Origin of the sequence: Micromonospora sp. WMMD1274 (assembly GCF_049179035.1) — a bacterium.
GTDB lineage: Bacteria > Actinomycetota > Actinomycetes > Mycobacteriales > Micromonosporaceae > Micromonospora > Micromonospora tulbaghiae.
This window is the reverse complement of record NZ_JBMHMG010000001.1, coordinates 3,377,391-3,400,128: the sequence shown is the minus strand read 5'-3', so window position 1 is coordinate 3,400,128 and position 22,738 is coordinate 3,377,391. Positions and strand designations below refer to the sequence as shown.

At 66.5% G+C, this 22,738-nt stretch carries 21 protein-coding genes; 17 read left to right on the top strand and 4 right to left on the bottom strand.

Going from position 1 to position 22,738, the window contains the following annotated elements; all coding sequences use genetic code 11:
* Nucleotides 1-10: 10 nt before the first annotated feature.
* Together ACN27D_RS15985 and ACN27D_RS15980 are read right to left on the bottom strand one after the other, a co-directional pair.
* Nucleotides 11-421, bottom strand: a complete 411-nt coding sequence (locus tag ACN27D_RS15985) for a roadblock/LC7 domain-containing protein (protein ID WP_358171012.1) — start codon at nt 419-421, stop codon at nt 11-13.
* Complete coding sequence (locus ACN27D_RS15980; protein ID WP_358171380.1) at nt 421-2,940, bottom strand: nitrate- and nitrite sensing domain-containing protein; 2,520 nt, start codon at nt 2,938-2,940, stop codon at nt 421-423. The genes ACN27D_RS15985 and ACN27D_RS15980 overlap by 1 nt, the downstream gene beginning before the upstream one ends.
* A gap of 500 nt (nt 2,941-3,440) precedes the next feature.
* On the opposite strand from ACN27D_RS15980, the gene ACN27D_RS15975 reads away from it, so the two are divergent.
* From ACN27D_RS15975 to ACN27D_RS15895, 17 genes are all read left to right on the top strand, one after another.
* Nucleotides 3,441-4,328, top strand: coding sequence for a helix-turn-helix domain-containing protein (locus ACN27D_RS15975; RefSeq protein ID WP_358171010.1), 888 nt, complete (start codon nt 3,441-3,443; stop codon nt 4,326-4,328).
* A complete protein-coding gene (locus tag ACN27D_RS15970; protein WP_358171008.1) occupies nt 4,325-4,546 on the top strand; it encodes a DUF397 domain-containing protein in 222 nt (73 codons plus the stop codon). The genes ACN27D_RS15975 and ACN27D_RS15970 overlap by 4 nt, the downstream gene beginning before the upstream one ends.
* A gap of 255 nt (nt 4,547-4,801) precedes the next feature.
* Nucleotides 4,802-6,361 carry an XRE family transcriptional regulator gene (locus ACN27D_RS15965; RefSeq protein WP_421499393.1) on the top strand — a complete coding sequence of 520 codons (1,560 nt, stop codon included), beginning with the start codon at nt 4,802-4,804 and terminating at the stop codon, nt 6,359-6,361.
* Nucleotides 6,362-6,401: 40 nt separating this feature from the next.
* Nucleotides 6,402-7,487, top strand: coding sequence for an asparaginase (locus ACN27D_RS15960; RefSeq protein ID WP_358171006.1), 1,086 nt, complete (start codon nt 6,402-6,404; stop codon nt 7,485-7,487).
* Complete coding sequence (locus tag ACN27D_RS15955; protein WP_358171005.1) at nt 7,480-7,938, top strand: PPC domain-containing DNA-binding protein; 459 nt, start codon at nt 7,480-7,482, stop codon at nt 7,936-7,938. Before ACN27D_RS15960 ends, ACN27D_RS15955 begins: the two co-directional genes overlap by 8 nt.
* A gap of 34 nt (nt 7,939-7,972) precedes the next feature.
* Nucleotides 7,973-8,206: a hypothetical protein gene (locus tag ACN27D_RS15950; RefSeq protein WP_358171004.1), complete on the top strand. Its 234-nt coding sequence runs from the start codon at nt 7,973-7,975 to the stop codon at nt 8,204-8,206.
* A gap of 1,057 nt (nt 8,207-9,263) precedes the next feature.
* Nucleotides 9,264-10,283, top strand: a complete 1,020-nt coding sequence (locus tag ACN27D_RS15945) for an NAD-dependent epimerase/dehydratase family protein (RefSeq protein ID WP_358171002.1) — start codon at nt 9,264-9,266, stop codon at nt 10,281-10,283.
* Nucleotides 10,271-11,227: a thymidylate synthase gene (locus ACN27D_RS15940; protein ID WP_358171001.1), complete on the top strand. Its 957-nt coding sequence runs from the start codon at nt 10,271-10,273 to the stop codon at nt 11,225-11,227. The genes ACN27D_RS15945 and ACN27D_RS15940 overlap by 13 nt, the downstream gene beginning before the upstream one ends.
* Nucleotides 11,224-12,942, top strand: a complete 1,719-nt coding sequence (locus ACN27D_RS15935; protein ID WP_358170999.1) for a carbamoyltransferase — start codon at nt 11,224-11,226, stop codon at nt 12,940-12,942. The genes ACN27D_RS15940 and ACN27D_RS15935 overlap by 4 nt, the downstream gene beginning before the upstream one ends.
* Nucleotides 12,936-13,970 carry a hypothetical protein gene (locus tag ACN27D_RS15930; RefSeq protein ID WP_358170997.1) on the top strand — a complete coding sequence of 345 codons (1,035 nt, stop codon included), beginning with the start codon at nt 12,936-12,938 and terminating at the stop codon, nt 13,968-13,970. Before ACN27D_RS15935 ends, ACN27D_RS15930 begins: the two co-directional genes overlap by 7 nt.
* A gap of 50 nt (nt 13,971-14,020) precedes the next feature.
* On the top strand, nt 14,021-14,524 hold the full coding sequence (locus ACN27D_RS15925; protein ID WP_358170996.1) for a topology modulation protein: 504 nt from the start codon (nt 14,021-14,023) through the stop codon (nt 14,522-14,524).
* 12 nt (nt 14,525-14,536) lie between these two features.
* The gene (locus ACN27D_RS15920; protein ID WP_358170994.1) at nt 14,537-15,277 is read left to right on the top strand and encodes a phosphotransferase; all 741 of its coding nucleotides are present in this window, start codon (nt 14,537-14,539) and stop codon (nt 15,275-15,277) included.
* Between the two features lie 16 nt (nt 15,278-15,293).
* A complete protein-coding gene (locus ACN27D_RS15915) occupies nt 15,294-15,947 on the top strand; it encodes a histidine phosphatase family protein (RefSeq protein ID WP_358170992.1) in 654 nt (217 codons plus the stop codon).
* The gene (locus ACN27D_RS15910) at nt 15,944-16,741 is read left to right on the top strand and encodes an aminoglycoside phosphotransferase family protein (protein ID WP_358170990.1); all 798 of its coding nucleotides are present in this window, start codon (nt 15,944-15,946) and stop codon (nt 16,739-16,741) included. The genes ACN27D_RS15915 and ACN27D_RS15910 overlap by 4 nt, the downstream gene beginning before the upstream one ends.
* A 171-nt stretch (nt 16,742-16,912) precedes the next feature.
* Entirely contained in the window at nt 16,913-17,614 is a 702-nt protein-coding gene (locus tag ACN27D_RS15905) for an HAD family hydrolase (RefSeq protein ID WP_421499392.1), read from the top strand.
* A 3-nt stretch (nt 17,615-17,617) separates the two neighbouring features.
* The gene (locus ACN27D_RS15900; RefSeq protein WP_421499391.1) at nt 17,618-19,321 is read left to right on the top strand and encodes a hypothetical protein; all 1,704 of its coding nucleotides are present in this window, start codon (nt 17,618-17,620) and stop codon (nt 19,319-19,321) included.
* A gap of 101 nt (nt 19,322-19,422) precedes the next feature.
* A complete protein-coding gene (locus ACN27D_RS15895; protein WP_421499390.1) occupies nt 19,423-20,205 on the top strand; it encodes a 3-deoxy-manno-octulosonate cytidylyltransferase in 783 nt (260 codons plus the stop codon).
* A gap of 355 nt (nt 20,206-20,560) precedes the next feature.
* On the opposite strand, the gene ribD is transcribed toward ACN27D_RS15895, so the two are convergent.
* Both ribD and ACN27D_RS15885 read right to left on the bottom strand, forming a co-directional pair.
* Nucleotides 20,561-21,475, bottom strand: coding sequence for a bifunctional diaminohydroxyphosphoribosylaminopyrimidine deaminase/5-amino-6-(5-phosphoribosylamino)uracil reductase RibD (ribD, locus tag ACN27D_RS15890; protein WP_358170983.1), 915 nt, complete (start codon nt 21,473-21,475; stop codon nt 20,561-20,563).
* A complete protein-coding gene (locus ACN27D_RS15885) occupies nt 21,475-22,626 on the bottom strand; it encodes a hypothetical protein (protein ID WP_358170981.1) in 1,152 nt (383 codons plus the stop codon). The genes ribD and ACN27D_RS15885 overlap by 1 nt, the downstream gene beginning before the upstream one ends.
* Nucleotides 22,627-22,738: the final 112 nt, after the last annotated feature.

The following is a 22,738-nucleotide window of genomic DNA, read 5'->3' as shown; positions in this document are numbered from 1 at the left end:
CGGCACCGGGTCAGCCGGCTGTGCGGGGTCCCGGCTTGACCTGCTCACCGATCCGGTTCGCGAGCGCCGCCAGTTCGTAGGCGACCTGGGACGGGTCGCAGTCGGGTCGGGCCAGGGCCGCCAGCGAGGTCCCGTCGGGCACCTGCTGCACCACCAGAATGCCGGCATTCATCATCAGCATCTGGAACAGGACGCCGCCGGTCTCCAGCAGGTCGGTGGCGCCGCGCGCCAGGCTGACCAGCCCGGACACGATCGCGGCGAGCTGATCGCCCCGGTTCCTGTCCAGACTCGCGGTACTGGCCAGCAGCAGCCCGTCGGCGGACACCGCGACGACGTGGGCAACGGCCGGCATCTGCCGGGCCAGGCCGTCCAGGACCGGCGACAGTTGAGGATCGCGGGGTGTGGCGGTGGTGACACTCATCAGCGTTCTCCTGTCGAAAGGGGGGAGAGAGGGGTGACAGACGCGGCCCGCAGACCGCGTAACGTGCCGGCGACCTGCGCCCGGATCGCCGCGGGATCGATCGGCCCGGAAGGCTCGGAGCCGGTGCGCTGCGTCGGCAACCCACCCGGCACCACGTGCGCCTGCGGACGACGCCGTGGCAGACCAGACGTGGTACGCCCGTCAGTGGCCGGCTCGGCGGTCGACGCCGCGGCCTGCCAGCCCGCGTCGGCCGCGGTCCGAAACCCGCCGTGGCCGTCGTCGCTCTGCGGCCACAGCCACGGCGACCGGGCCGCCATCTCCCGGAACATCGGGGTGTCCGCTGGCCGGGCGGTGCCCGCCGGCAGCGGAAGCGGACCACGCTCGCGGCGCACCAGTGGCAATTCCATCGTCGCGTCCGACGGCGGCACCCTCGGAAACGTCTGGGTGGGCCCGGTCCAGCCGCTACCGGTGTGGGGCACCGACATGGGCGGCATCGGGGCGGGAGCCGGGTTGGCCGGTGGCGCCGACGGTGGCTGAGGCCGTTGCTGGATCTGGCTGGGCACGACGATCTCGCGTACGTGCACCCGGGTCACGTACTCGGCCGGCACCGTCACCTCGGCCGTGACACCCGTCGGCTGGCTCGGCTTGAGGCACACACTCACGCCAAACTCGCGGGCGAGGCGGGAGATCACGACCAGGCCCATCTGGTCGGTGACGGCAACATCCATCTCCGGGCTCGCCAGCAACCGGTTGGCGCGCGTCAGCTGCTCCGTGGTCAGCCCGAGGCCAGAATCGACGATGAGCACCTGCACGTCGCGCCCGGCCCACTCCGCGACCACCCGCACCTTGTCGGCGGAGAACCGCGTCGCGTTGTCCAGCAGCTCCGCGAGGATGGACTTGACGGCGTCGACCGCGCGGGCGTCGACCTCGGCCTCGACCAGCCGCCCCATTCTGATCCGCGCGAAGCCCTCGATCTCCGACAACGCCGCGTTGACAAGATCCCCCAGCTCGACCGGCTCACGCTGCACCTGGCCTGAGCCGCCGCCTGCCAGGATCAACAGGTTCGCGCCGTAACGCCGCAGCCGAGTCGCCTGCTGGTCAGCGGCGAAAACTCTGGCAAGTCGGTCCGGATCCTCCTCATCACGTTCAAGGTCGTCGATGCTGCCCAGCAACTGGGCGGTCAACGCCTGCACCCGCCGGCCGATCGACGTGATCATCGCGCTCACCAGCGCCCGCCCCCGCGCCTGATCCACCGTCGCGTCGACAGCAGAGCGCAACACCAGGTTGAAGGCGTCTGCGACCCGGCCCACCTCATCCCGGCCGACCACCGGCACCGCCACCCCACCTGCGCCCACGGCCAACCGCTGCGCCGCCACAGGATCCGAGGTCGCCCGCAGTCGCCCGACCAGCGCCGGCAGCTCTGCGTCCGCGACCCGCCGTGCGCCCTGCTCCAACATCGACAGCTGGCCGACCAGTGACCGCGCCACCCGCAACGCGGTGAGCACGGCAACGGCCAACATCACCGTCAGCACACCGGCCTGAAGGACCGCAGCGCGGACCTGCTCCATCCAAAGGTCATCGGCAGCGGCCTCAATGTCACCGTTGACCGCCGCCTGCACCTGGGCCAGCAGGTCCGCCCGGGTGGTCATCACCCGGCTCCACTGGTCAGCTCCACCCGCCAGCCGCACCGGCTCGTACACACCCGTGCCTGACACCGCCCCGTCCAGCCGCACACCGGCCAGCACGTCCGGGCCGGTCAACGTCCGACCCAACAACGCCTGCCACAACGGCCGCGCGAGACCATCGAACTCGCGCAACGCCTCATCCTGCGCAGACCTGGCCGCCACAATCTCGGCATGCAGCGCCGGCGTCAACCGCCGCGCCGCCACCGCCTGCAACACCGCCACCTGCTGCTGACCCACCGACTCCCGGGCCCGCGACAACGCCGCCGACGCTCGCATCTCATCAGCGAGCTGAGGAGTAACGCCGCTCTGCGCCACCGCGGGCAGCAAGTCGTCCAGATCAGCGACGACCCCTCGGTACCCGAACGCCACCGCCGACAGCGACACCAACCCGTCACCCCGCACCCGCTGCCGCTGCGCCCCTACGTCCGCCAAACCGGCGTCCACCCTGGCCAGCACCACCCGCACAGACTCCGGAAGCTCACCAAGCCGGTCACGCTGCTCACGGAAGAGCAAGACCGCTCGATCAGTGTTTTGGACCGCGCGCTCGAAATCCGCTGGAGTGACTTTCGCGCCCGGCAGCAGCAGACCCACCGCAGCGATCCGCTCGGCCTGTAGCCGCTGTGTCACCTCTGCAGCGGCTCCACCCGCGATGAACATGTCACCGGCGCGCTGCGTAGCTCCAGCCTCTCTCACAGAGGCCCAGAGGCCGAACCCCGTCGAGAGCACCGCAGCCAGCACGGTCGGCACCACAATCAGTGCCGCCTTGAGCCGAACAGGAAGGTCCGCCAATGGGCGTACCCTCGCGGCGATGCTTCGTCTCGCAGCGCTTCTCAACCCCGTCACCTCTGCCCTGGTTCTGCTGGTGATCAAATTTGCTGCTGAATCTCATGAATCAACTGGTTGCCGCCAGGGGCCATTTCACAGGCAGCGCAGCGAAGGGAACCACCGCACCGTCCACACCACCTTCGGGAAGACCGATAGGTGACCATCCCGGCCAACCAGCCGATAGCCAGACTGACCAGGACTGCAATCGTCAGTACCAACACGGCGGCACCGCCCGTCTGAGTGACCGTCAATCCCGATTCGCTAATAAGCGCTCAAGCTGAGCCATAAGTCATTCACGAGGATCATGCCGACTAGGGGTTCGCGCTGGGAATACCGACCTTCGGTCCGACCTCGCATACCGACTTGCGGTTCGACTAACATCTGACCTGCGAAAACAGCGGCGAACCGTCAGCACGTCAGGGTCATCCACCCGATTGGGGGGGTTACAGTGACCTCACCCCGGCCGGCTGTACCGCCGACCGGGCTGGTGTGGTCCCCGGAGGCTGCCGATGAATCGTCCTAGTCCGTACGTCCGCCGACGGTGGCTCGGACGCGAAATCCGCCGTCTGCGGGAGGAACATGGCGTGACGGGAGAGTCGCTTGCCCGTGCGCTGGGATTTCCGCGCCAGCAAATCAGCGCTTTGGAGAACGGTCATCTCGGCCCAGACATCGATCTCGTCAGCGGAATCTGTGACTACCTCGCCGTAGGCGTGAACCGGCGGACTGCGATCATGGACGCGGCGGCCGACGGCTGGGCGCGTGGGTGGTGGGTGGCCGAGGCAGAACGGATGGGTATCCGCCAGGCAATCTACGCCGACCTGGAGAGCGGCACGAAAACCATTACGGAGTTCGCCATCTCTTTGATTCCCGGCCTACTCCAGACGCCCGCGTTCGCCGATGCTCGGCTACGCAGCGAACCCGCCCGCCACGGCGACAGGTTCGACCCTGCCGCCGCGGTCGCCGCCCGCGCTCGCCGCCAGGGCCTGGTCCTCGCCGCCGGCGGGCCGCGTTACGAGGCTGTCATCGACGAGATCGCGATCCGTCGGCGCGCCGCTGATCCCCTCGTCGTCGCTGAGCAGCTTCGGCACGTTGTGTCCCTGTGCGCGAACCACCCGTCGGTGATCGTCCAGGTGCTGCCGGTCGACGCCTCGATCCGGGCGCACAGCGCACCACGATCGGCGTACTCGATCTACCGCTATCGCGACCCGCACGGCTCACGGGCTGTCGCGGTCGACACGCTGACCCACGACGTGATTCACATCGATCCGGATGAGCTGGACCCTTATGTGAACCTGCATAGCCGACTCAAGGCCGCGGCGCTCTCTCCCGAATCGAGTATCCGTCTCCTCCGCGCCGCGGCGGAGAACCTCACACCCACCGAAGGAGCCTCAGTATGACCCGTCAGCCCAACACACAGCTCATCTGGCGCAAGTCCAGTCACAGCGACGACGGCAACTGCGTCGAGGTCGCCTCCACCCACGAACCGGTCCTGGTGCGCGATTCGAAGAACAGTGTCGGGCCGGTGCTGCGATTCACCCCCGAGCGATGGCACGCCTTCACCGAAGCCGTTCGTGATGGCGGATTCTCATCTCCCAACACCGCCAAGGGGTGGTAGCGGAACCTTCTAGCGTTCCCAACGGGGCGGCGCGCCGGGCTTGAGCGCCTCGCCCCGCCGCTTCCGGCACCCGGGTGGCCGAGACCGGCCTACCGGTCTCGGCGACGCCACCCAAGATCTCCTTGACTCTGGGTGAGCCTGCCACCACGATGACAGCAGCGGGCCTCGCGATTGCTTACACGGCCTCAACTCAGGACGCCAGGCGAGCTCGCACCCCCGCTTGGGTCCGGTCGAGTCCACGGGGAGGGTGTGTCGGTGCCTCGTCATCCGGAGACGGTGATCACTCCGAACGCGCTACTCACCGAGAAGCGCGCGAGCCTGCCGTCGCCGCGGCGACCCGGACAGCGCATGTCCCGGACCGAGTTGGCCGATGCCGTCAACATAGCCCTGGCTCGGCTCTACCCAGACCGCGACCTCGCCGCTCACTATGTTGACCACCGTTGGATCGGCAAGCTGGAGCGCGGAGAGCACCGGTGGCCTAGCGATGAGCGGCGGGCCGCGCTACGACGCGCCCTTGGCGCCGCAAGTGACGCCGATCTCGACCTGTACAGCCCTCGCCGCTCCGGCAGGGGACGACGGGACGCCGTCGACCAGCGGCAGTTCGCCGCGTCCGGTTCAGGGCCCGACCTGTCTTCCTCAGGCAATCTGCTGCAACTCGGAAACCCCACGCCTGGGCATCAACTGCTGCCCGACGGGGGTCTGCACCGGACGATCTCGGCCCCGGGAGGACAACACTTTCCTGGCGTGGTGATCGACGTGGAGGTCTACCCGGCGGTCGACGACGGCCGTATCCTCGCCACCATCGCCCCGTACGCCACAGAACGGAGCTGGCGCCGGTCCGTTCAGCGGCGGCTGATCCTGGGGCATGTCGACGCCCTGGATCGTGCCGGTGTCTTCGCGCTCGATTCGCGGCAGGCGGATCGGCACCTGGTCGAAGCCGATCGGGATGCCCGCCTGCTCATCCCTCGCGTGTACCAGCTCGACGCGATCACCGCCGGGGTTCTGTGGGCGGTGGCGAACCTCGACTTGTCGCTATTGCTGGACGACGCCCGGTTGGACGCCGCCCAAGCCGCCGCATCCCCGTACAGGGACATGGCCAGGTCGGCCGCTAGCCGCGACATCGCCGAAGACTTGGATTCGGTGTCACGGCTGTGGATCGGGTCGGCATTCTGCGCCGACCACATCCGCCGCCACAGCCATGTCCTATCCGACGTGCCCGTCTACTGGACGCGGGAGCAACGCGGGGAGGAAGCCAGCACGTGGCTGCTGTTCCGACACAAGCTGCGGTACCTGCGCGAGACCGCCGATTGGTTCCGAAGCGCGTCCCAGCCGATGACCAGAATGTTCTGCCTCCCCCAGCACGCGGTGGCCGCCTCGTCAGCGTCTGAACGGATCCTGCTGTTGCTCGCTGTGGCATTGATGGAATCCCTCGGGATTCACACCGCGGTCACCGATGACCCGGAGTACGGCGCGCTGCCCGGACTCGTCATGGACAAGCGGCGTGCGATTGTGGCCACCTGGATTCGCGCCGATGACGTCTGGCACGTCGATCTCGCCGACCACGGCAACACCGTCGCCGCCTACCGTGACGCCCTCGGCCATGTGCAGGCTCATTCCGTCGCGGCCGGCGCCACGCCCGGTGGACGGCTCCACCACCTCGCCGACTACTTGAGCCTTGACTGGCACTGGCTGCAAGGCCGCTGCGCCGACCTCGGCCAGTACGGTTTCGCGGGCCTCGCCGAGCCCCGCAGCCGTCTACTGTCCCTCGACGGCGTCGACCAGGCATGCCGCTTCATCGGGAGCCTGCCGTACTAGGCTCCTGCGCACCACGCCGCGACCGCCGGAAGGAACTGCCGTGCCCTCGAACCCGACAGCGCCCGGGCCAAAGGTGGTGGTGTTCGGCCTCGGCGGCACGATCGCCATGACCAGCGGCACCAGCGAAGGCGTCCGTCCCACGCTGTCCGCACGCGACCTGGTTGACGCTGTACCCGGGCTGGCCTCGACCGGAATCGATATCGAGATGGTGGACTTCCGCCGACGCCCCGGGGCGTCCCTCACGTTCGCGGACGTCGCCGCGCTCGCCACCGCGGCGACCCACGAACTCGCCGCAGGCGCCGCTGGAGTGGTCGTCACCCAGGGCACCGACACGATCGAGGAGACCGCGTACCTGCTCGACCTGCTACACCACCGGCCCGAGCCCGTGGTCGTCACCGGCGCAATGCGTAATCCCACCATGGCCGGCGCTGACGGACCGGCCAATCTCCTCGCCGCCATCCAGACCGCGGCATCACCGACCGCCCGGCACCAAGGCTGCCTCGTCGTTCTCGCCGACGAGATCCACGCCGCCCGCTGGGTCATCAAGACCCACTCCACCAACGGCGCCACCTTCCGCTCGCCCGACACCGGCCCCCTCGGATACGTCATGGAAGGCGCCGCAAAGCTACTCACCCGCGTGCCGCACCGCCTCACCATCCCCACCCCGGACCCGGCCCAACGCGCCCCCGTCGGCCTCTACACAGTCAGCCTCGACGAAGATCCCACCCTCCTCGACGCCATCGGCCAGCACTGCGACGGCCTCGTCGTCGCCGGATTCGGAGTCGGCCACGTACCTGAACCCCTCGTCGACATCCTCACCACCCTGGCCGAACGAATCCCCGTCGTCCTCGCCTCACGCACCCCGTCCGGCCCGACACTCACCCGCACCTACGGCTTCTCCGGCTCGGAGCGCGACCTTCTTACTCGAGGGCTTATCCCCGCCGGCTGGCTGCACGCCTACAAAGCCCGCATCCTGCTCCGCACCCTCCTTGCCGCCCAGACCAAGCCGCAGGACATCGTCCCAGCATTCGCCGTTGCCGGTAACCTCGATGAACCGTCCTCGTGGCCCTGGCCGACATCATCCCAAACCGTCGATCAAACGGAGGCAGCTGCGGCGCATGCGTAGCCACAACCTGACACCACGACGGATGATCGGTGTGGTCTTCGACCACGGCGACGACTTCTTCACCGCCCTCGCCCAGGCGTGCCGTGCCCACGACATCAAGCAGGGCTACATCCCGATGTTCATCGCCGGCCTGTCTACCGCCAAGATCGTCGGCACCTGTCAACGCCTCGACAACCCCGATGCGCCCGTCTGGACGCACGTCGACCTCACCAACGTCGAAGCGCTCGGCGGCGGCACCATCGCCTGGGACGACACCAACCAGAGGATCCTCCCGCACATCCACCTCACCGCTGGCCTCAAGGAACACAGCGCTACCGCCCACACCAGCCACCTGCTGGACGCCACCGTCCAGTTCCTTACAGAGATGCTCATCATCGAGGTGGCCTCACCCGCCATGCGTCGACTACCCAACAGCACCCTCTACGACGTTCCACAACTACATCTCGACTAGCGCTCCCGGACCGGGCTTCGGAGGGAGGTACAGGATGGCCCGCCACCCCGACACCATCATCACGCCCAACACGCTGCTCACGAAGGCCCGCGAACGGCTTCCATCACCCCGGCGGCCCGAGCAGCCCACGTCTCGCGGCGAGCTAGCTGACCTCATCAACTCCGCCCTCACGCAGCTCTACCTCGACCGAGACCTCGGCGCCCGCTACGTCGACCGTCACTGGGTGGGCAAGCTTGAACGCGGGGAACATCGCTGGCCCAGCCCCTGAGCGTCGCGCCGCCCTACGACATGTATTGCGCGCGACCGACGACGTCGACCTTGGCTTGTACATTCCACGGCGCACGACGTGGAATACAGCCGTCCCTGACCCGCTGTCGGCCGCCTCCCGAGGTGGGATCGATGACGCTGCGGCTTCGGCCTTCCTCGGCAACGGTTCAGTCACCGTGATCACCCCTCTGAAGCGACCAGAGGGAAGATCCACGATGATGCCACGATCGTGTACTGCAACTTCCGTTAGGATCATTAGATCAGGATTATGAGGTTCTGGCGACAGCCATACCGGCCCTCACACGCGCAGCTCCCGATTGGCTGCATGGGCCGCTGGGTTATAGCGACGACGTGTTCGAAAGCTTGACCACTTCACGTACAGCGCTCCGAGTAAGCCTGGCAGACTAATGCGGGTGGCGCATCACGTTGGCTGGTCAACGAGGGGTGTTCAGCCCTGGTCGCCAGGCCGCTCTGGCTCGACATCGAGCGCCGCGGAAACCGGACCGTTGAAGGGTCGATCAATCCCGCTGCCTGGTCGTCGGCGTAAACTGACGGACCGTCCTTACCTCGTGTTAGGTCGGGCTTTGTCCTAGAAGCAGCGACGGTCCTTCTGCAAGTTCGAACACCCAAGCGCATGGGTCAGGTCCTCTCCCATGCCCCGGGTCTGGGCAGCTCAGGGCCAAGTCGGACCGCAAGTCGGCACGCTAGGTCGGGCCACAAGTCGGTATTCCCAGACTCCTCAGGATGAGCAACCCTTGACGCATGCCCTGAATGGCTTGGGAGTTCGACTCCCTCGATTGACTAAACCAATGGTGTTCCGCTCACCGGCCCGCACATCGTCGAGCGTCTCGTCGCCCCCTGCGTCGATAGCCGAAATTCTCCCGAACCTCGTTTCCGCACGGGCTACCCACCTCAGGAAGGCGCCGGTGCGGCTTACCTCGGTCACGTCTGCATGGCCCCCCGGCCCGCGAACACCGGGTCTTCTGTATTGCGAGCATCGGCGGTGCCGGAAGCGCAGCCACCCGCCAGTCGAGTTTCAACGCGAGAGGTGAACCCCTATGACGCGGAGGACCCACCGTTCGAGAGCCTTGGTTACCGGCGCGATGGGCTTTATCGGCTCTCATCTTGTTGAAGCCCTGCTCAGCCGCGACCTTGAGGTTACTGGGCTCGACCGACGCAACCCGCATCTAGATCCAGTCGCCGCCAATAATGCCCGCCGTTTCCTGCCCCAACCATCCTTCGCCATGATCACCGCCGATCTACTGACGGCCGATCTTCGTCGTCTGGTCGGCGGTGTCGACTGCGTCTTCCATCTCGCGGCGGTCCCGGGTGTTCGGCCGTCGTGGACTCGGTTCGAGGACTACGTCTCGGCGAACATCGAAGGTACGAGCAGGCTGTTGTCGGCGTGTGCGGAGGCTGGAGTTCCACGGCTGGTGTATGCGTCCTCGTCCAGCGTCTACGGCGAGACCAGCTCCGCTAGCAGCGAGGGCGACGTCGCACAACCAATATCGCCATACGGGGTCAGCAAGCTCGCTGGAGAACAGCTGAGTTTGGCCTATGCGCGGCGCCCAGGCAGCGCCTTGGGAGTCACGGCCCTGCGGTACTTCACGGTGTACGGGCCACGGCAGCGACCGGATATGGCGACCAGTCGGGTCTTGGCGGCAGCGCTGACCGGTGGCGAGTACACGCTCCACGGCGACGGGGCACAGCGCCGGGAGTTCACCTACGTCAGCGACGTCGTGGACGCCACAATCGCCGCGGCGACTGTCACGGAGCACGAGGCGGTGGTCAACGTCGGCGGCGGCACAACCGTCTCGATGATCGATCTGATCGCTATGGCCCGAGAGGTCACCGGAAACCCTGTTTCGGTCAGGGTCGCACCGACCCAGTTCGGCGATGTGACGGTTACCGAGGCGGACCTGACGCTGGCCCGGACTGTGCTCGGCTACCGGCCGAAGGTGGATCTGCGGACAGGACTTTCTAGGCACGTCAACTGGCTGCGTCAGCTTCCCCCGGAGCTGATGAATAGCTACGTCCCGCCTGCGCTTTCTCAGGAGGTTGCGGCATGCTGCGTTTGAGTGCCACTTCGGCGAACAATCTGTACGTGGCGGTGTGCCGTGAGGTCATGCGGCAGGGACAGCGGGTGAATCCTCGCGGGATGGCGACGACCGAGGTGATCGGGGCACATCTGTGTCTCACCGAACCGCGACGTCGGTTCGTCTTCATCCCGCCCGCCCGGGTGCTGAACCCGGCGTTCGCGGTCGCGGAAGCCCTCTGGATCCTCTCAGGGTCTGACGATCCGTGGATCTTCACCTACAACCGCTCCCTGAAGCAGTACGCCGATAACGGCAGGCTTCGCGGCGCGTACGGGCCTCGGATTCGCCGTTGGGCCGGGCAAACCGATCAACTCGACCACGTACGTACAGCTCTGAGCCGTGACCCGGGAAGCCGTCAGGCCGTCATTCAGATCTACGACCCGCAGCAGGACACGCTCGGGCACCGCGACGTGCCATGCACCTTGAACTACCGATTCTTCCTGCGCGGCGGTCGGCTGCAGATGCACACCACAATGCGCAGCAACGACGTGTGGCTTGGCCTGCCGTACGACCTGTTTACCGCGACGATGTTGCACGAGCTGATGGCAGGCTGGCTCGGTGTCAAGCTTGGCAGCTACCACCACCATGTTGACTCGCTGCATCTCTACGACCAGCACGCTCAGAGTGCCGCCGATCTGGTGTCGTCGCCGGTGGCGCCGTCGCCGGTGATGCCCTCGCTGGCCGCGCCCGCCGAGGGGACGACAGAGTTTCTGACCTCGGTCGTCAACGACACCGCCGTCACTGAGCACCCCTCGCCCTGGCGCGACATGGCGGCCACCTTGGCTAGCTACCGTCGGTGGAGCGCGGGAGACCGACCTGCGGCACGCGAGACAGCCGCCACCGTCGAGGGGGATCTCGGTCGTGCCCTACGCGACTGGTACAGCCGGCTGAGTCAGCCGGCGGCTGCGACGGGAGCCTCCCGATGACCGCGGGCAACATCGTGCTCGGACTCTGCTCGTTCACCCATGACTCCGCAGCAGCGCTGTTCATCGACAACGCGCTGGTCGGCTTCGCTGAGGAAGAGCGACTCTCGGGCGAGAAGCACACTCGGGCCTTCCCCGAACGCGCGGTCGCCTGGCTCCTGGCCCGCGCCAAACTAGATCCGAACGCGGTTACCGCAGTGGCCTACAACTTCGACGGCGAGCGGTACCTCGACGCGTTGCCCGCGACAGAGCTCTGGGCGCAGATTCCCCACACCCGCGATCGGGCCCAGGCACGGGCAGACAGCTTCCGGAAGGTCCACGCCCGGTTCGGCAGGCGTATGGCCATCCTGCGGGATAGGTTCCCACATGCGGTGATAACACCGGTGTTGCACCATCGCGCTCACGGCCTCTACGCCTTCGCGTCGAGCCGCTACGACGCTTCCGCCGTCCTAGTCGTGGACAGCCTCGGCGAAGTGCAGAGCACCACCATCGGCAACGGACTTCGGATAAACGGCGGCGGTGTCCGGTACACGATCACCGAAGAGATCACCGATCCCGCATCGCTGGGCTACGCCTACGGAGCGATCACTGAGCACCTCGGCTGGCGACGTAACGACGAGGAGGGCACCGTGATGGCCCTGGCGGCCACCGGTGACCCGAGCCGCTTTGGGGCGCTACTGCGCGACGCTATCCCGCTGACCGACCGCGGATTCAACCTCAATCCGCGCTGGTTTCCCCTACGAGTCATGACCAGCGGGTATTCACGAGTAAGCGACGAGCTCGTCGCCGCCACCTGCCCCACCCGCCACCCTGAGGATGCCATCGAGCAGGTACACGCCGACGTCGCTGCCGCCCTGCAGGAACGCACCGACGAGGTGATGGTGCATCTTGCCCGACGGGCCCGTGCCATCACCGGGATGCGGCTGCTGTGCGTGGGCGGAGGTGTCGCCGCGAACTGTGTCGCCACCGCTAAGATCGTCGAAGAGGGAATCTTCGACGAAGTGCATGTGCCCCCAGCCCCAGGCGACTCGGGAACCGCGATCGGCGCCGGACTATCAGTCGCCCTGCGTTCTACCGAACCATCGCCCGCCGCAGTCATCGATCACTGCTACCTCGGGCCGTCTTTCAAGGGACTCGAACTTCCGGAGCACCCCCGGCCGGGACTGAGGGCGCTGCGGCCCGCCGAGCCGATCAAACACCTGGCCATGAAGCTCACCGAAGGCCACACGGTCGGGCTGTTCCAGGGCGCACTGGAAGCCGGCCCCCGGGCACTGGGCAACCGATCGATCCTGGCGTCGCCGCTGCTGCCGGACGTCGTCGACCGACTCAACGCCACGGTGAAGTTCCGTGAGCCCTTCCGACCGTTCGCCCCGGTCGTCCTGGCCAGCGCGGCAGCCAGGTACTTCACCCTCGCGCAACCTGCCCCGTACATGTCCTTCGCCTCGCGCGTCACCGACCTGACCCGCGCCGCCCTCCCCAGCGTTGTCCACACCAACGACACGGCCCGCCTTCAGACGGTCACGCCCGAAGCTAACCCGTTCCTGGCCGAACTGCTGGAAGAGGTCGCCGCGCTCACCGGTCATCCCGTCCTGATCAACACCTCCCTGAACATCAAGGGCAAACCGATCTGCGGAACACCCGACATGGCCCTGGATTGCCTGGCCGAGAGCGGACTCGACGCCCTGCTCTTGGAAGGCTGGTGGGTGACCAAGTGCTGATCGGCTACAGCTTTTGGGGCTTCCTTGGCACCGGCACCCACGACACACCCGACGGCGGTCGCAGCCATCGCCGCCCTCTGATCGACGGCCTCCGCGCACGCGGCCACGAAATCGTCTTCCTACAGCACAACCGCGACCTCGACGAGGCCGGCCACGACCTGACCGGCACCTACCGGTGGGACGCCGGCTTACCCACCATCGATGCGCTCTTCCTCGAATGGCGCTGGCCCATTGACGGGCGCAACACCACCGTGTGCGGCACCGTCGGGCACACCTGCGACCTGCACCGACAACAACACCTCCTCGCGCACTACACCGACGCCGGAACCCCCACCCTGCTCTGGGACAAAGACCAGCAACTACCCGCACACCACCGGCTACGGGCGATGAACACTGTCACTGTCTGCGAGGCGGCGTTGCACCCCACCTCGGGCGCCGTTCGGCTGCTTTTTCCCGTCGACGACCACACACTCGACACGGCCGACCCCGACGCTCTGATCGGCCTGTCCCGCAATCTCCCCTTGGTCTACATCGGTAACCAGTACGACCGCGACGAAGCCTTCCACCAATACTTCGCACCAGCAGCCCGCAGCCACGAACACGTTGTCGCAGGGAAGTGGACCCGCACCGAACGCTGGCCACACGTCAACTACCTCGGTCGGCTCGGGTTCGATCACGTTGACCGGCTCTACCGCCAGGCGCTGAGCACCGTACTGCTCCTACCCGACCGCTACCAGCGCACCGGCCAAATGACCCAGCGCCTCGCCGAGGCCGTCCTCGCAGGCTGCCTGCCACTGACACCGACCACCATCCGCGACGCCGCCCGATTCACACCACCCGCCCTGCACGTCACCGGCGGCGATCACACCGCCACCATGATCACCGAGCTCCGCAACATCGCCGGCTCGGCCAGACACGCGGACCTACTGCGCGGCTGCCTCGACCAGCTCGACCTGTTCCGCCTGTCCCGACAGCTGGAGGTCATCGACCGCGTCCTCGACGCCCACGCCGGCTGCGTCGCCACATGAACGGCCTGCCTCCACCCGCCGCTCCGGCACCGTCACTACCGTCGCCGGCCATGAAGCGAATCGCCATCATTGGCTGCGGGGGCGCCGGAAAGACTGTTCTGGCCAGCCGCCTCGCCGCTCTGCTCGACCTCCCAGTCATCAACCTCGACGCCATCTACTACGACGAGAACTGGCAAGAAAAGACCAAGGACGAGTTCGCGGCCATCCAGTGCGAAATGGTGACCGCCGACCGCTGGATCATCGATGGCAACCACGCATCCACCCTGCACATCCGGGTGAAGCGGGCCGACACCGTCATCTTCCTCGACCTGCCCGCCAGGACGTGTCTCTGGGGCATCCTCCAGCGCCGCTGGCGCTACCGCGGCGGCCAACACCCCGACGGGGTCTACGACCGCATCACCCTCTCCTTCATCCGATACGTCATCGGCTACCGCAAGAAGATGAGACCCCGCGTCGCCACCATCGTCCGCGAGCACGGACAACACACCCAGTACGTGACCCTCACCAGCCGAACGCAGACCAACCGATTCCTGCGTCGTCTCGGCACCCACTGACCTGGAGGCGCCATGACGAGCACAGACCGCGACCACCGCACCGCACACCCGGCCACGACGTCGACCGTGTTCGTCAAGCACTACACCGACCCCGCCCGCGGCGTTGCCGCCAGCCGACACCTGCGTTGGCTGCACAGCCTCGCGTCCGGCGTCAGACTCCCCCACCTCTACCCAGGAACCGCCGCCCACATGGTCATGGAACGCCTCCCCGGTCGACACCCAGGACCTGGCGACCTCACCGAGGTGGCCGTTGCGCTCGGCCAACTTCACGCAAGCGCATACCGCAGGTACCTGTACGCCGCCCGCCTCGATCAGCCCTTCGCCGGCAGCGACGGCGTCACCATCGCCGACTTCCACCGCAGACGCAGCCAGACTCTTATCAAGTGCGAAATCGACCCTCCGCTGGCACCCGTCGCGTTCTACAAGGACGCCAACCTGCGCAACTTCCTCCTTACCCCCGACGGAGTCGCCGTCGTGGACTTCGACGACCTCACCCTCGCACCATTCGGCTACGACCTCGCGAAACTCGTGGTCTCCACCGCCATGACCCACGGGCGGCTCAGTGGCACCTCGATCGAAACAGCCCTGGCCGCCTACAACCGCACCTTGGCCATGAACGGTGGCCCGCGGATCGGTTGCACCAACGGCGACCTCGCCCGCTACTGCGAAATCCATCACCTGCTCACCGTCCCCTACCTGCACCGTAACGGCTACCACCACGCCTGGCCGACAGTGCGGTCCGAACCGACCTGACGCTGGAGGACGCCACATGCCCGTCACCACCGAACTCGTCCTGGTCCGCCACGGCGAGGCCAACAACAACGTCACCGGAACCGTCGGCGGAGAAATCGGCTGCACCGGCCTCAGCCCTCACGGGCGTCACCAGGTCGCACAGGTCGCCGCCCGGCTGGCGGCCGAACACCGATCCCGGCCCTTCGACGTCCTCTACGGCACACCCCGGCGTCGCGTTCGCGAAAGCATCGAGATCGTCGGCAAGGCCCTACAGATGCACCCGATCATGGAGCACGATCTGCGCGGGCCCGACCACGGCGCAGCCGACGGCCAAACGTGGCGGGAGATCAAGACCGCGTTCGGCGGACCCCCACAGCACAAGCCAGACCAGCCCTACGCGACCGGCTCTGAGACCTGGAACCAGTACCTCGACCGCGCCACGAGCGCTCTTTGCTACATACTCGATCGGCACGCCGAGCGCAGAATCCTCATCGTCGCTCACGGCGAGACCATCGAGGCCGCCCACACCCTGCTCCTCCAACCACCTGCAGACGTCCGCACCGGCATCGCCTACGTCACCGATCACGCCTGCATCAGCCGCTGGCAGCAGCAACTCAACCGATTCGACCGGCGGACCTGGCAACTCGTCACGCACAACGACACCAGCCATCTCCACGAGCGTTCCCGGTGAACCCGTCCGCCACGACGCTTTTGGGTATCTGCCAGCGATCTCTCGACCCACACGCCCACACGATCGCCGTGCACCCCGGGCATGACAGCACCATCGCCCTGCGCGCACGAACCACCGCGGGCACTGTCATCGTCAAGGCACACCGAAGCCCCGAGCGCCATCACCGCGAGGTGCACGCCTACCGGCACTGGACCATGACACTCGACGACCGCGCACCGCGCCTACTCGCCGTCTGCGCCGACCCGCAAGCGATCATCATCACCGCTCTGCCGGGAGACACGCTGGCCGAGACGGCGCAGGCACCGCACCACGAAGCGACCGCACACAGACAGGCCGGCGAGCTGCTGCGCCGCCTCCACCGCGCCACGCCGCCACGAGCCGATCTCGCCATGACGCTGACGATCGCCGAACGGGGCGAGCGTTGGCTACACCAGGCCCAAGCCTTCATGGCAGCGCCGCTACAAGCCGAAATCCGCGCTCACCTGAGCGCCCTCACCCGACTTCCCTCCGTCCCGGCCGTCCCCTGCCATCTCGACTTCATGCCCCGCAACATGATCCTGCAGCCCAACCGGCGGCTCGCCCTGATCGACTTCGAGCACAGCCGCTACGACCTAGCCGCCCGCGACCTCGTACGCCTCGCCGATCGGATCTGGCCCACCCGTCCCGACCTCGAAGAGGCATTCCTCGACGGCTTCGGACAGCTCACAGACCTCGACCGACAGGTCATCGAACACTGCACCTACCTCGACCGACTCACCCTCGCCGTACGTGCACATCAAAGATTGCGCAGCTAGACGATCAATGTGCTACCCGTCGGTTCGCCGTCGACCCCGGCGAACCCCTCACAAATTCTGCGGACCTAGCACCGGAGGGAATTCGACCGCTGCCATATGACTGCGAACGCGATTTCCAACCGAATTTCATCTCGACGTATCTCGACTCCGCCACTCGCCTAAGGAGTGCTGATGCCGGAACGCATACCGCTGGAAGATCGACAAGGTGCGGCGATGTACGACCACTCCGAGTCCGTCCACGCGCTGCTACTCGATCTGGACGGCGTTCTGGTCGACAGCCTGCCCGTCATGCGGAAGGCATGGACGGCGGTTACCAGCGCGCACCACGTTGACCTGCCCTTCGCGGCATACCAACAACACCTGGGCCGCACTTTCCCCGACATCATGCGCCTGCTGAGACTGCCCAACCCCGAGCAACTGCAAGCAACGTACGACGAAGCCGCGTGCGCCGCCTCCGACGAGGTTGAGGTATGCGGCGGAATCGAGGACGCCCTGCAAGCCTTGGCCGCCCGTGGCTGGCTGCTCGGCGTCGTCACCTCCAAACCGCTGCACAGGGCAGCACCTTTGCTCGATCGCATTGACGTCCCGTTCGCTACGGTTCGCACGCCCGGCGCCGAGAGAGGCAAGCCCGCCCCCGACCCCATACTGCTCGCACTCCTTGATCTCCGCATCGATCCCAGCCAGGCGACCTATGTGGGCGACATGAACGTTGACAAGGAATCCGCCTACCGTGCCGGCGTCGGCTTCGTACACGCTGGATGGGGCTACGGTCAGGCAGACCCACCGCCCCCAGCCCTTGCCCACACCCCCGCAGATCTGCTGCGCCTGCTGTCGCCGCACGATGCGATGTCGGCCACAGTTCTCGGAGCCTGATCAATGGCACAGGAGGAACAAGGACGCGAGGCCCTGCCGGCGACCGAGCTTGAGATCGAGTCCGCCGACCGTCAGACCGTCCGCCGACTCACCGAGCAGCTCATGACGGCGCTCGAAGGATTCGTCAAAGCCGGAGTCACTACTCCCGGACGCGCTTCGTGGCTGCACATCCATCACATTCCGGTGCGTAGGCTACTCGGACAGGTCGTCCGGAAATTGCTAGAGCTTCATTCCCACACACCCATCGCCGTACCGCCCGAACTCACTCGTTCTGCCGTCGACGAAGGATTGATCACCACACGCGCCGGCAACGCACGCGAGTACGTCTACTACACCATCAGCTGGTCCGGCCTGGCGTACATCCTCGGCGCACCAACGCGCCGCGACCCCCTACAAGAACCGCATCCACTCAAGCTCGCCACAGCCGCCGCACGGCAGACCAGTAGTCGTCTCACCGAGCCCGGCAATGAGAAGGCCGAGGTGGTCGCCTTAACCTGGTCCTCTCGACACGCCGACACCTTGCTCCCAGTGCTGGCTGAGCTGCGCCGCTTGGGACAAAGCACCATGCTCCTCGACCTGGCCACCGACCCGGCACAACAGATACTCCCGTCCGGCATGCCAGTTCACCGTGGGCCCACAACCCTCTTGCAGTTGGACGGAGGCATTCCCTACCTAATCAGCGATCGGGCGGACTCAGTTAATCAGTACCTCGTCACCGCCGGGCATCCCGTGTGTCTCGGCCGACTTGAGCGGCTGGCAGCCACCCTCGTCCAGATGAGCGCCGGCTGCACACAACCATCGTGGCTGGCAACCGTCGCGATCGAGAGCTGGCTGACTAACCTGCTGACGTCCGCCAAGGCTCAGGTGCTGATGGTCGCCGACGACATCGGTCCCCTCGGAGCGCTCGCGGTCCACGTCGCCGAACGTCTGAGCGTCGCCACTACGAACGTGCAGCACGGCGCCTGGACAGCCGACGCGATATCGCGTCCCGCCCTGCATGCACGAATTCAGATCGTCACAGGGGACCGAGACGCCGTCCTCGCGCGCTCATGGGTGCGACACCCCGCAGCTGAGATCCACGTGCTCGGGCAACCCCGCTTCGACACCCTCAAGGCGATCGATCGCGGCAGGCAACGCCGCTACCTGCTGCAGTTGCTGCAGTCCGCCGGCCACGCCCGGGTAGACCACGTCATTGTCCTCGCCTGTCAGCCAGCCATGCCTCAACGCATCAACAGACACATCGCGCTCCTTGTCGACGGGCTCAGGAAGGCTCAGGAGCGATGGGGCCTGGTGCTCGCACCCCATCCCGCGCAGGAACCAGCCCTTCTGCAGAACCTGATCAGGCCAGCTCAAGTACCTGTAGTTCTCGCCGACGCGCAGGTCGGTGCACGAGGCTGCCTCGGAGGCGCCGACGCCCTGGCCAGCGTCTCATCCACCTGCGGGGTGGAAGCGATGCTGCTGGGTCTACCAGTACTCGAAATCATCACCGGCGATGAACCCACCCTGGGTCTTGCTGACCACGGCGCCGCGCTCGCCTGCCGCACCAGCGACGACATCAACGCAGCGCTCAACACAATCACCCGATCTCGCCATGAGACACCCGTCCGGGTTAAAGATGCGGTTTGTCGATGGAGAGGCACCACCGCCCGGGACATCGCAGACCTCATTCTCCGGATCGTCGACTCCGAGCGGCCGGACGCTTCATGAGGCAGCCAAGCGGCACGGTCTGGGGCCGAGCACGACCGCCACACGGTGGGCGAGAGTCCATAGCCGTACCACCCTTAAGCCGCGCATCGATAGGAGCAGTCATGAACAGCTTCGCGCCCGACACCACGAGGCCCAAAGTGCCGAACCACCTCGCCGTCATCCCCTGCCGGTGGGGGTCAACTCGATTCCCCGGCAAACCCCTTGCAGCGCTGGGCGGGAAGCCGCTGTTCTGGCACGTCTACCAGCGGTGCCTCCAGTCCCGATCGATCGTAGGGGCCGTGGTGGCTACCGACGACCGCCGCATCGCCACGACGAGCGAAGAGTTGGGCGTTCCGCATGTGCTCACTGATTCACACGAAACGGGAACCGATCGCGTTGCCGAATGCGCCCGTCGAATTGCAGCCGACGGATACATCAACGTTCAAGGCGACGAGCCCTTCATCGATCCGCTGGCTATCGACGCGGTTTCCCAAGCACTAGCACAGCATGGCGATTCGGTCGCCGCAGTCAACGCTTGCTCCTACATCGAGGACACTGCCGATATTCGGAGTGCGAGTGTGGTCAAGGTTGTTCACGGGGACGACAGGCGGGTCTTGATGTTCTCTCGCCACCCAATACCCTACGACTGTGGCGACCATCCGGGCTACCTCCGGCAACTCGGGCTCTACGGCATGACGGCAGATGCCCTGCAGACGTTCTCCTCGTTGCCCCGAGGCCCACTTGAGCGAGCAGAATCTATAGAAATGCTTCGGCTCCTCGAGCACGGCCACGCAATTAAAATGGTTTTGGCGCGACACGCAGGGCCCTCTGTTGACACACCCAGTGACCTACTCGCCGCCCAGAAGATACTGCGCCAATCAATGCGGCATTCAGCGCCACAATGATCGCGCATCAGCAGGACACCCGTCCCCGTGACCCCCGGCGAACGCGACGCCGGCGCAGCCACGTCCCTGGCCATACCATTAGGCAGGTTGAGGGCCTTCGACGCACACGAAGACGGCCTCGCACAACGCTGGTCTCACCACCCTTACGCGCCGTGCGCTCACCGCCGTCGGTCACGGCTGATCGGTGACAGCGCACGCCGGGCCGGCGATGATCTCCCTGTCACGCGTCAGCCCCGCCGCCGTAGGCCCAGCCGACGGCGCTGCCGCCTGCGGCTATCTCTCGTTACTGCGGGTTCCCGCCGAACGGGAGTTGGCGGCTCGCTCCGCGCGAACAAGCAATCGGTTAAGACGGGGATCAGGACGTCGCTGTTTGTGCGCTATTGGCTTGCATAGAAGAAGGCTCGGCCCGGCGAAGGCGAATTTGCACGCCAGTGCTGCCGGGCGAGATGTCGACCAACTCGAAACAGGCCGGCGCGAGGTCTACGGCGGCTGCCCCGAGACCGCTCGTCGGCGGAGGCTTCCCGACGGCGATCACAATTTCGTCGACGCAGTCCAGATTGTCGCGAAGTGCGCCAGCGTCAGCGCCAACGGCGAGAACGACGCGCGCGCCGGCGACGTAGCAGGCGGAGAGCCACTGGCGGAGATCGCCGATTGGGCCGCCAGGCAGCGCGAAATGTTCAGGAGCGTGACCACCTGAGGTGCCCTCCTCAAGGGCCTCCTCGCCTAGCACGAGGTCTGCCCTACTGCGCAGTTCCGCGGCAAGTTTGCCGTTGACGTAGCGGCAGGCCTGATCGTCGAGGGCATAGGCCCAAGTCAGATGGGGCCGGCGGCGACGGGTGGCGGTAAGCCAGGGGCCGAGGACGGTCAGAGTCTCGTTGGGGAGCACGTCGGTTTCCACGTCGATGCCGTGGGCGGTGAGCATGGCGGCACCTCCGTCGCCTCGGGATGTCGGATCGATAACGCTGATGACCACCCGGGTGATGCCCGCGTTGATGAGCTCCTGGCGGCAGGCCGGAGTGACGCCGGTGTGGTTGCAGGGTTCGAGCGTGACGACGGCGGTGCCACCTCGCGCTGCCGCGCCGGCTGATTTGAGCGCATTGACCTCGGCGTGGGATTCTCCTTTGCGTCGATGGTAGCCGGCACCGACAGCCACACCGTGGCGATCGAGGATCACGCAGCCGACGGGCGGGTTGGGGCTTGCCGTACCGAGGCCGAATGACGACAGGGCGATCGCCTGTCGCATCGCGGCTAGCTCGACGTCCGATGCCATCAGTCAGGTCTCCTCTGGAGATCGTGGAGGAAGTCGCGGACCTCTGGCAGTTGCTGGTGCCCGTCGACTGCGGCGCCGAGGTGCGCGAGCTGTTGCAGGAGCCGTCGTGATCCCGCTCGACGCACGATCGGCAAGGCGTGGTGTGCCGTCGCCGCTGCCTGGCCTGGTTGGCTCGCTGCGGCCTGGGCCATCGCCTTGTTCAGCAGGGCGGACGCGAAGTCCTGGCGATGCCCGCGTGGAATCGCAGGAAGAGCTTCGTCAATTGCGCTGATTGCCTCCTGTGGCCTCTGCGCCAGCCGAAGACATGCCCCTCGGTGCACCTCGATGTAGCCGCTCGTGCAGTAGGAGCCGTGCTCACCTTCCGGCTTTCCCGGGTAGCGGTCTGCTGCCCAGCGGTGCGCGGCGTCGAGTAGGCGCATCGCCGCGCGATGCTCGCCGGTGGCGGCGAGGGAGTGCGCGTGCTGAACACGCAGCGCCGCCCGCATCGGTCCGGGGAGCTTCTGGTCGTAGAGCAGCGCCGCTTCGGCCTGCTTGACGGCTTGGGCGGGGTGTCCACTGGTCAACCATTGTTGGCTGCTGCGGTAGGTGGCCCAGGCGGTCATGGTCGGGTCAGCGATCTGGCCTGCCCAGGCGAGTGCCTGTTGTGTCCAGCGGTGGCCTGCGGCGTGGTCGTTGAGGGACTGGTGAAGCCAGGCCGCGGATTCGGCGTATTGGGCAGCGAGGCGGATGACTGCAGGGCGTAGCGCCTGGGGCACCTCATTCGGAAGGTCCTCAATCCTCGCCAGTTGTCTGGTGACGCCCAACAGCGCGTACTCGGGACCGAACATCTTGTCGTTCTGCACCAGGAGATGCCACTGCTCACGCAGAAGATAAATGGTCTCATCAAAGCTGCCTGGTCGATGCTCGGCCATACCAGCACCGAGGTACGCCTCATCGCTCCGACGGGGACTGTAAAGATCAAGATCCGCGTCCGTGGCGGCGCCAAGCACCTGGCGCAGCGCTGCTCGCCGCGCTTCACTGGGCCACCGATGCTCACCGCGCTCCAGCTTGCCAACCCACCGGAAGTCGACGTAATGGGCGGTGACATCACGGCCCGAGCAAATCCGGTCGAGCGCCGCGTTGATCGCCTCGGCCAGTTCACTGCGGGACATGCACTGACCCGGTCGCCTCGGCGAGGGCAGACGCCGCCGGGCACCACAGAGCACGTGGTTTGGGCTGATGGTGGTGTCCGGATGACGAGGCACCGACTCTCCCTCTACCCAG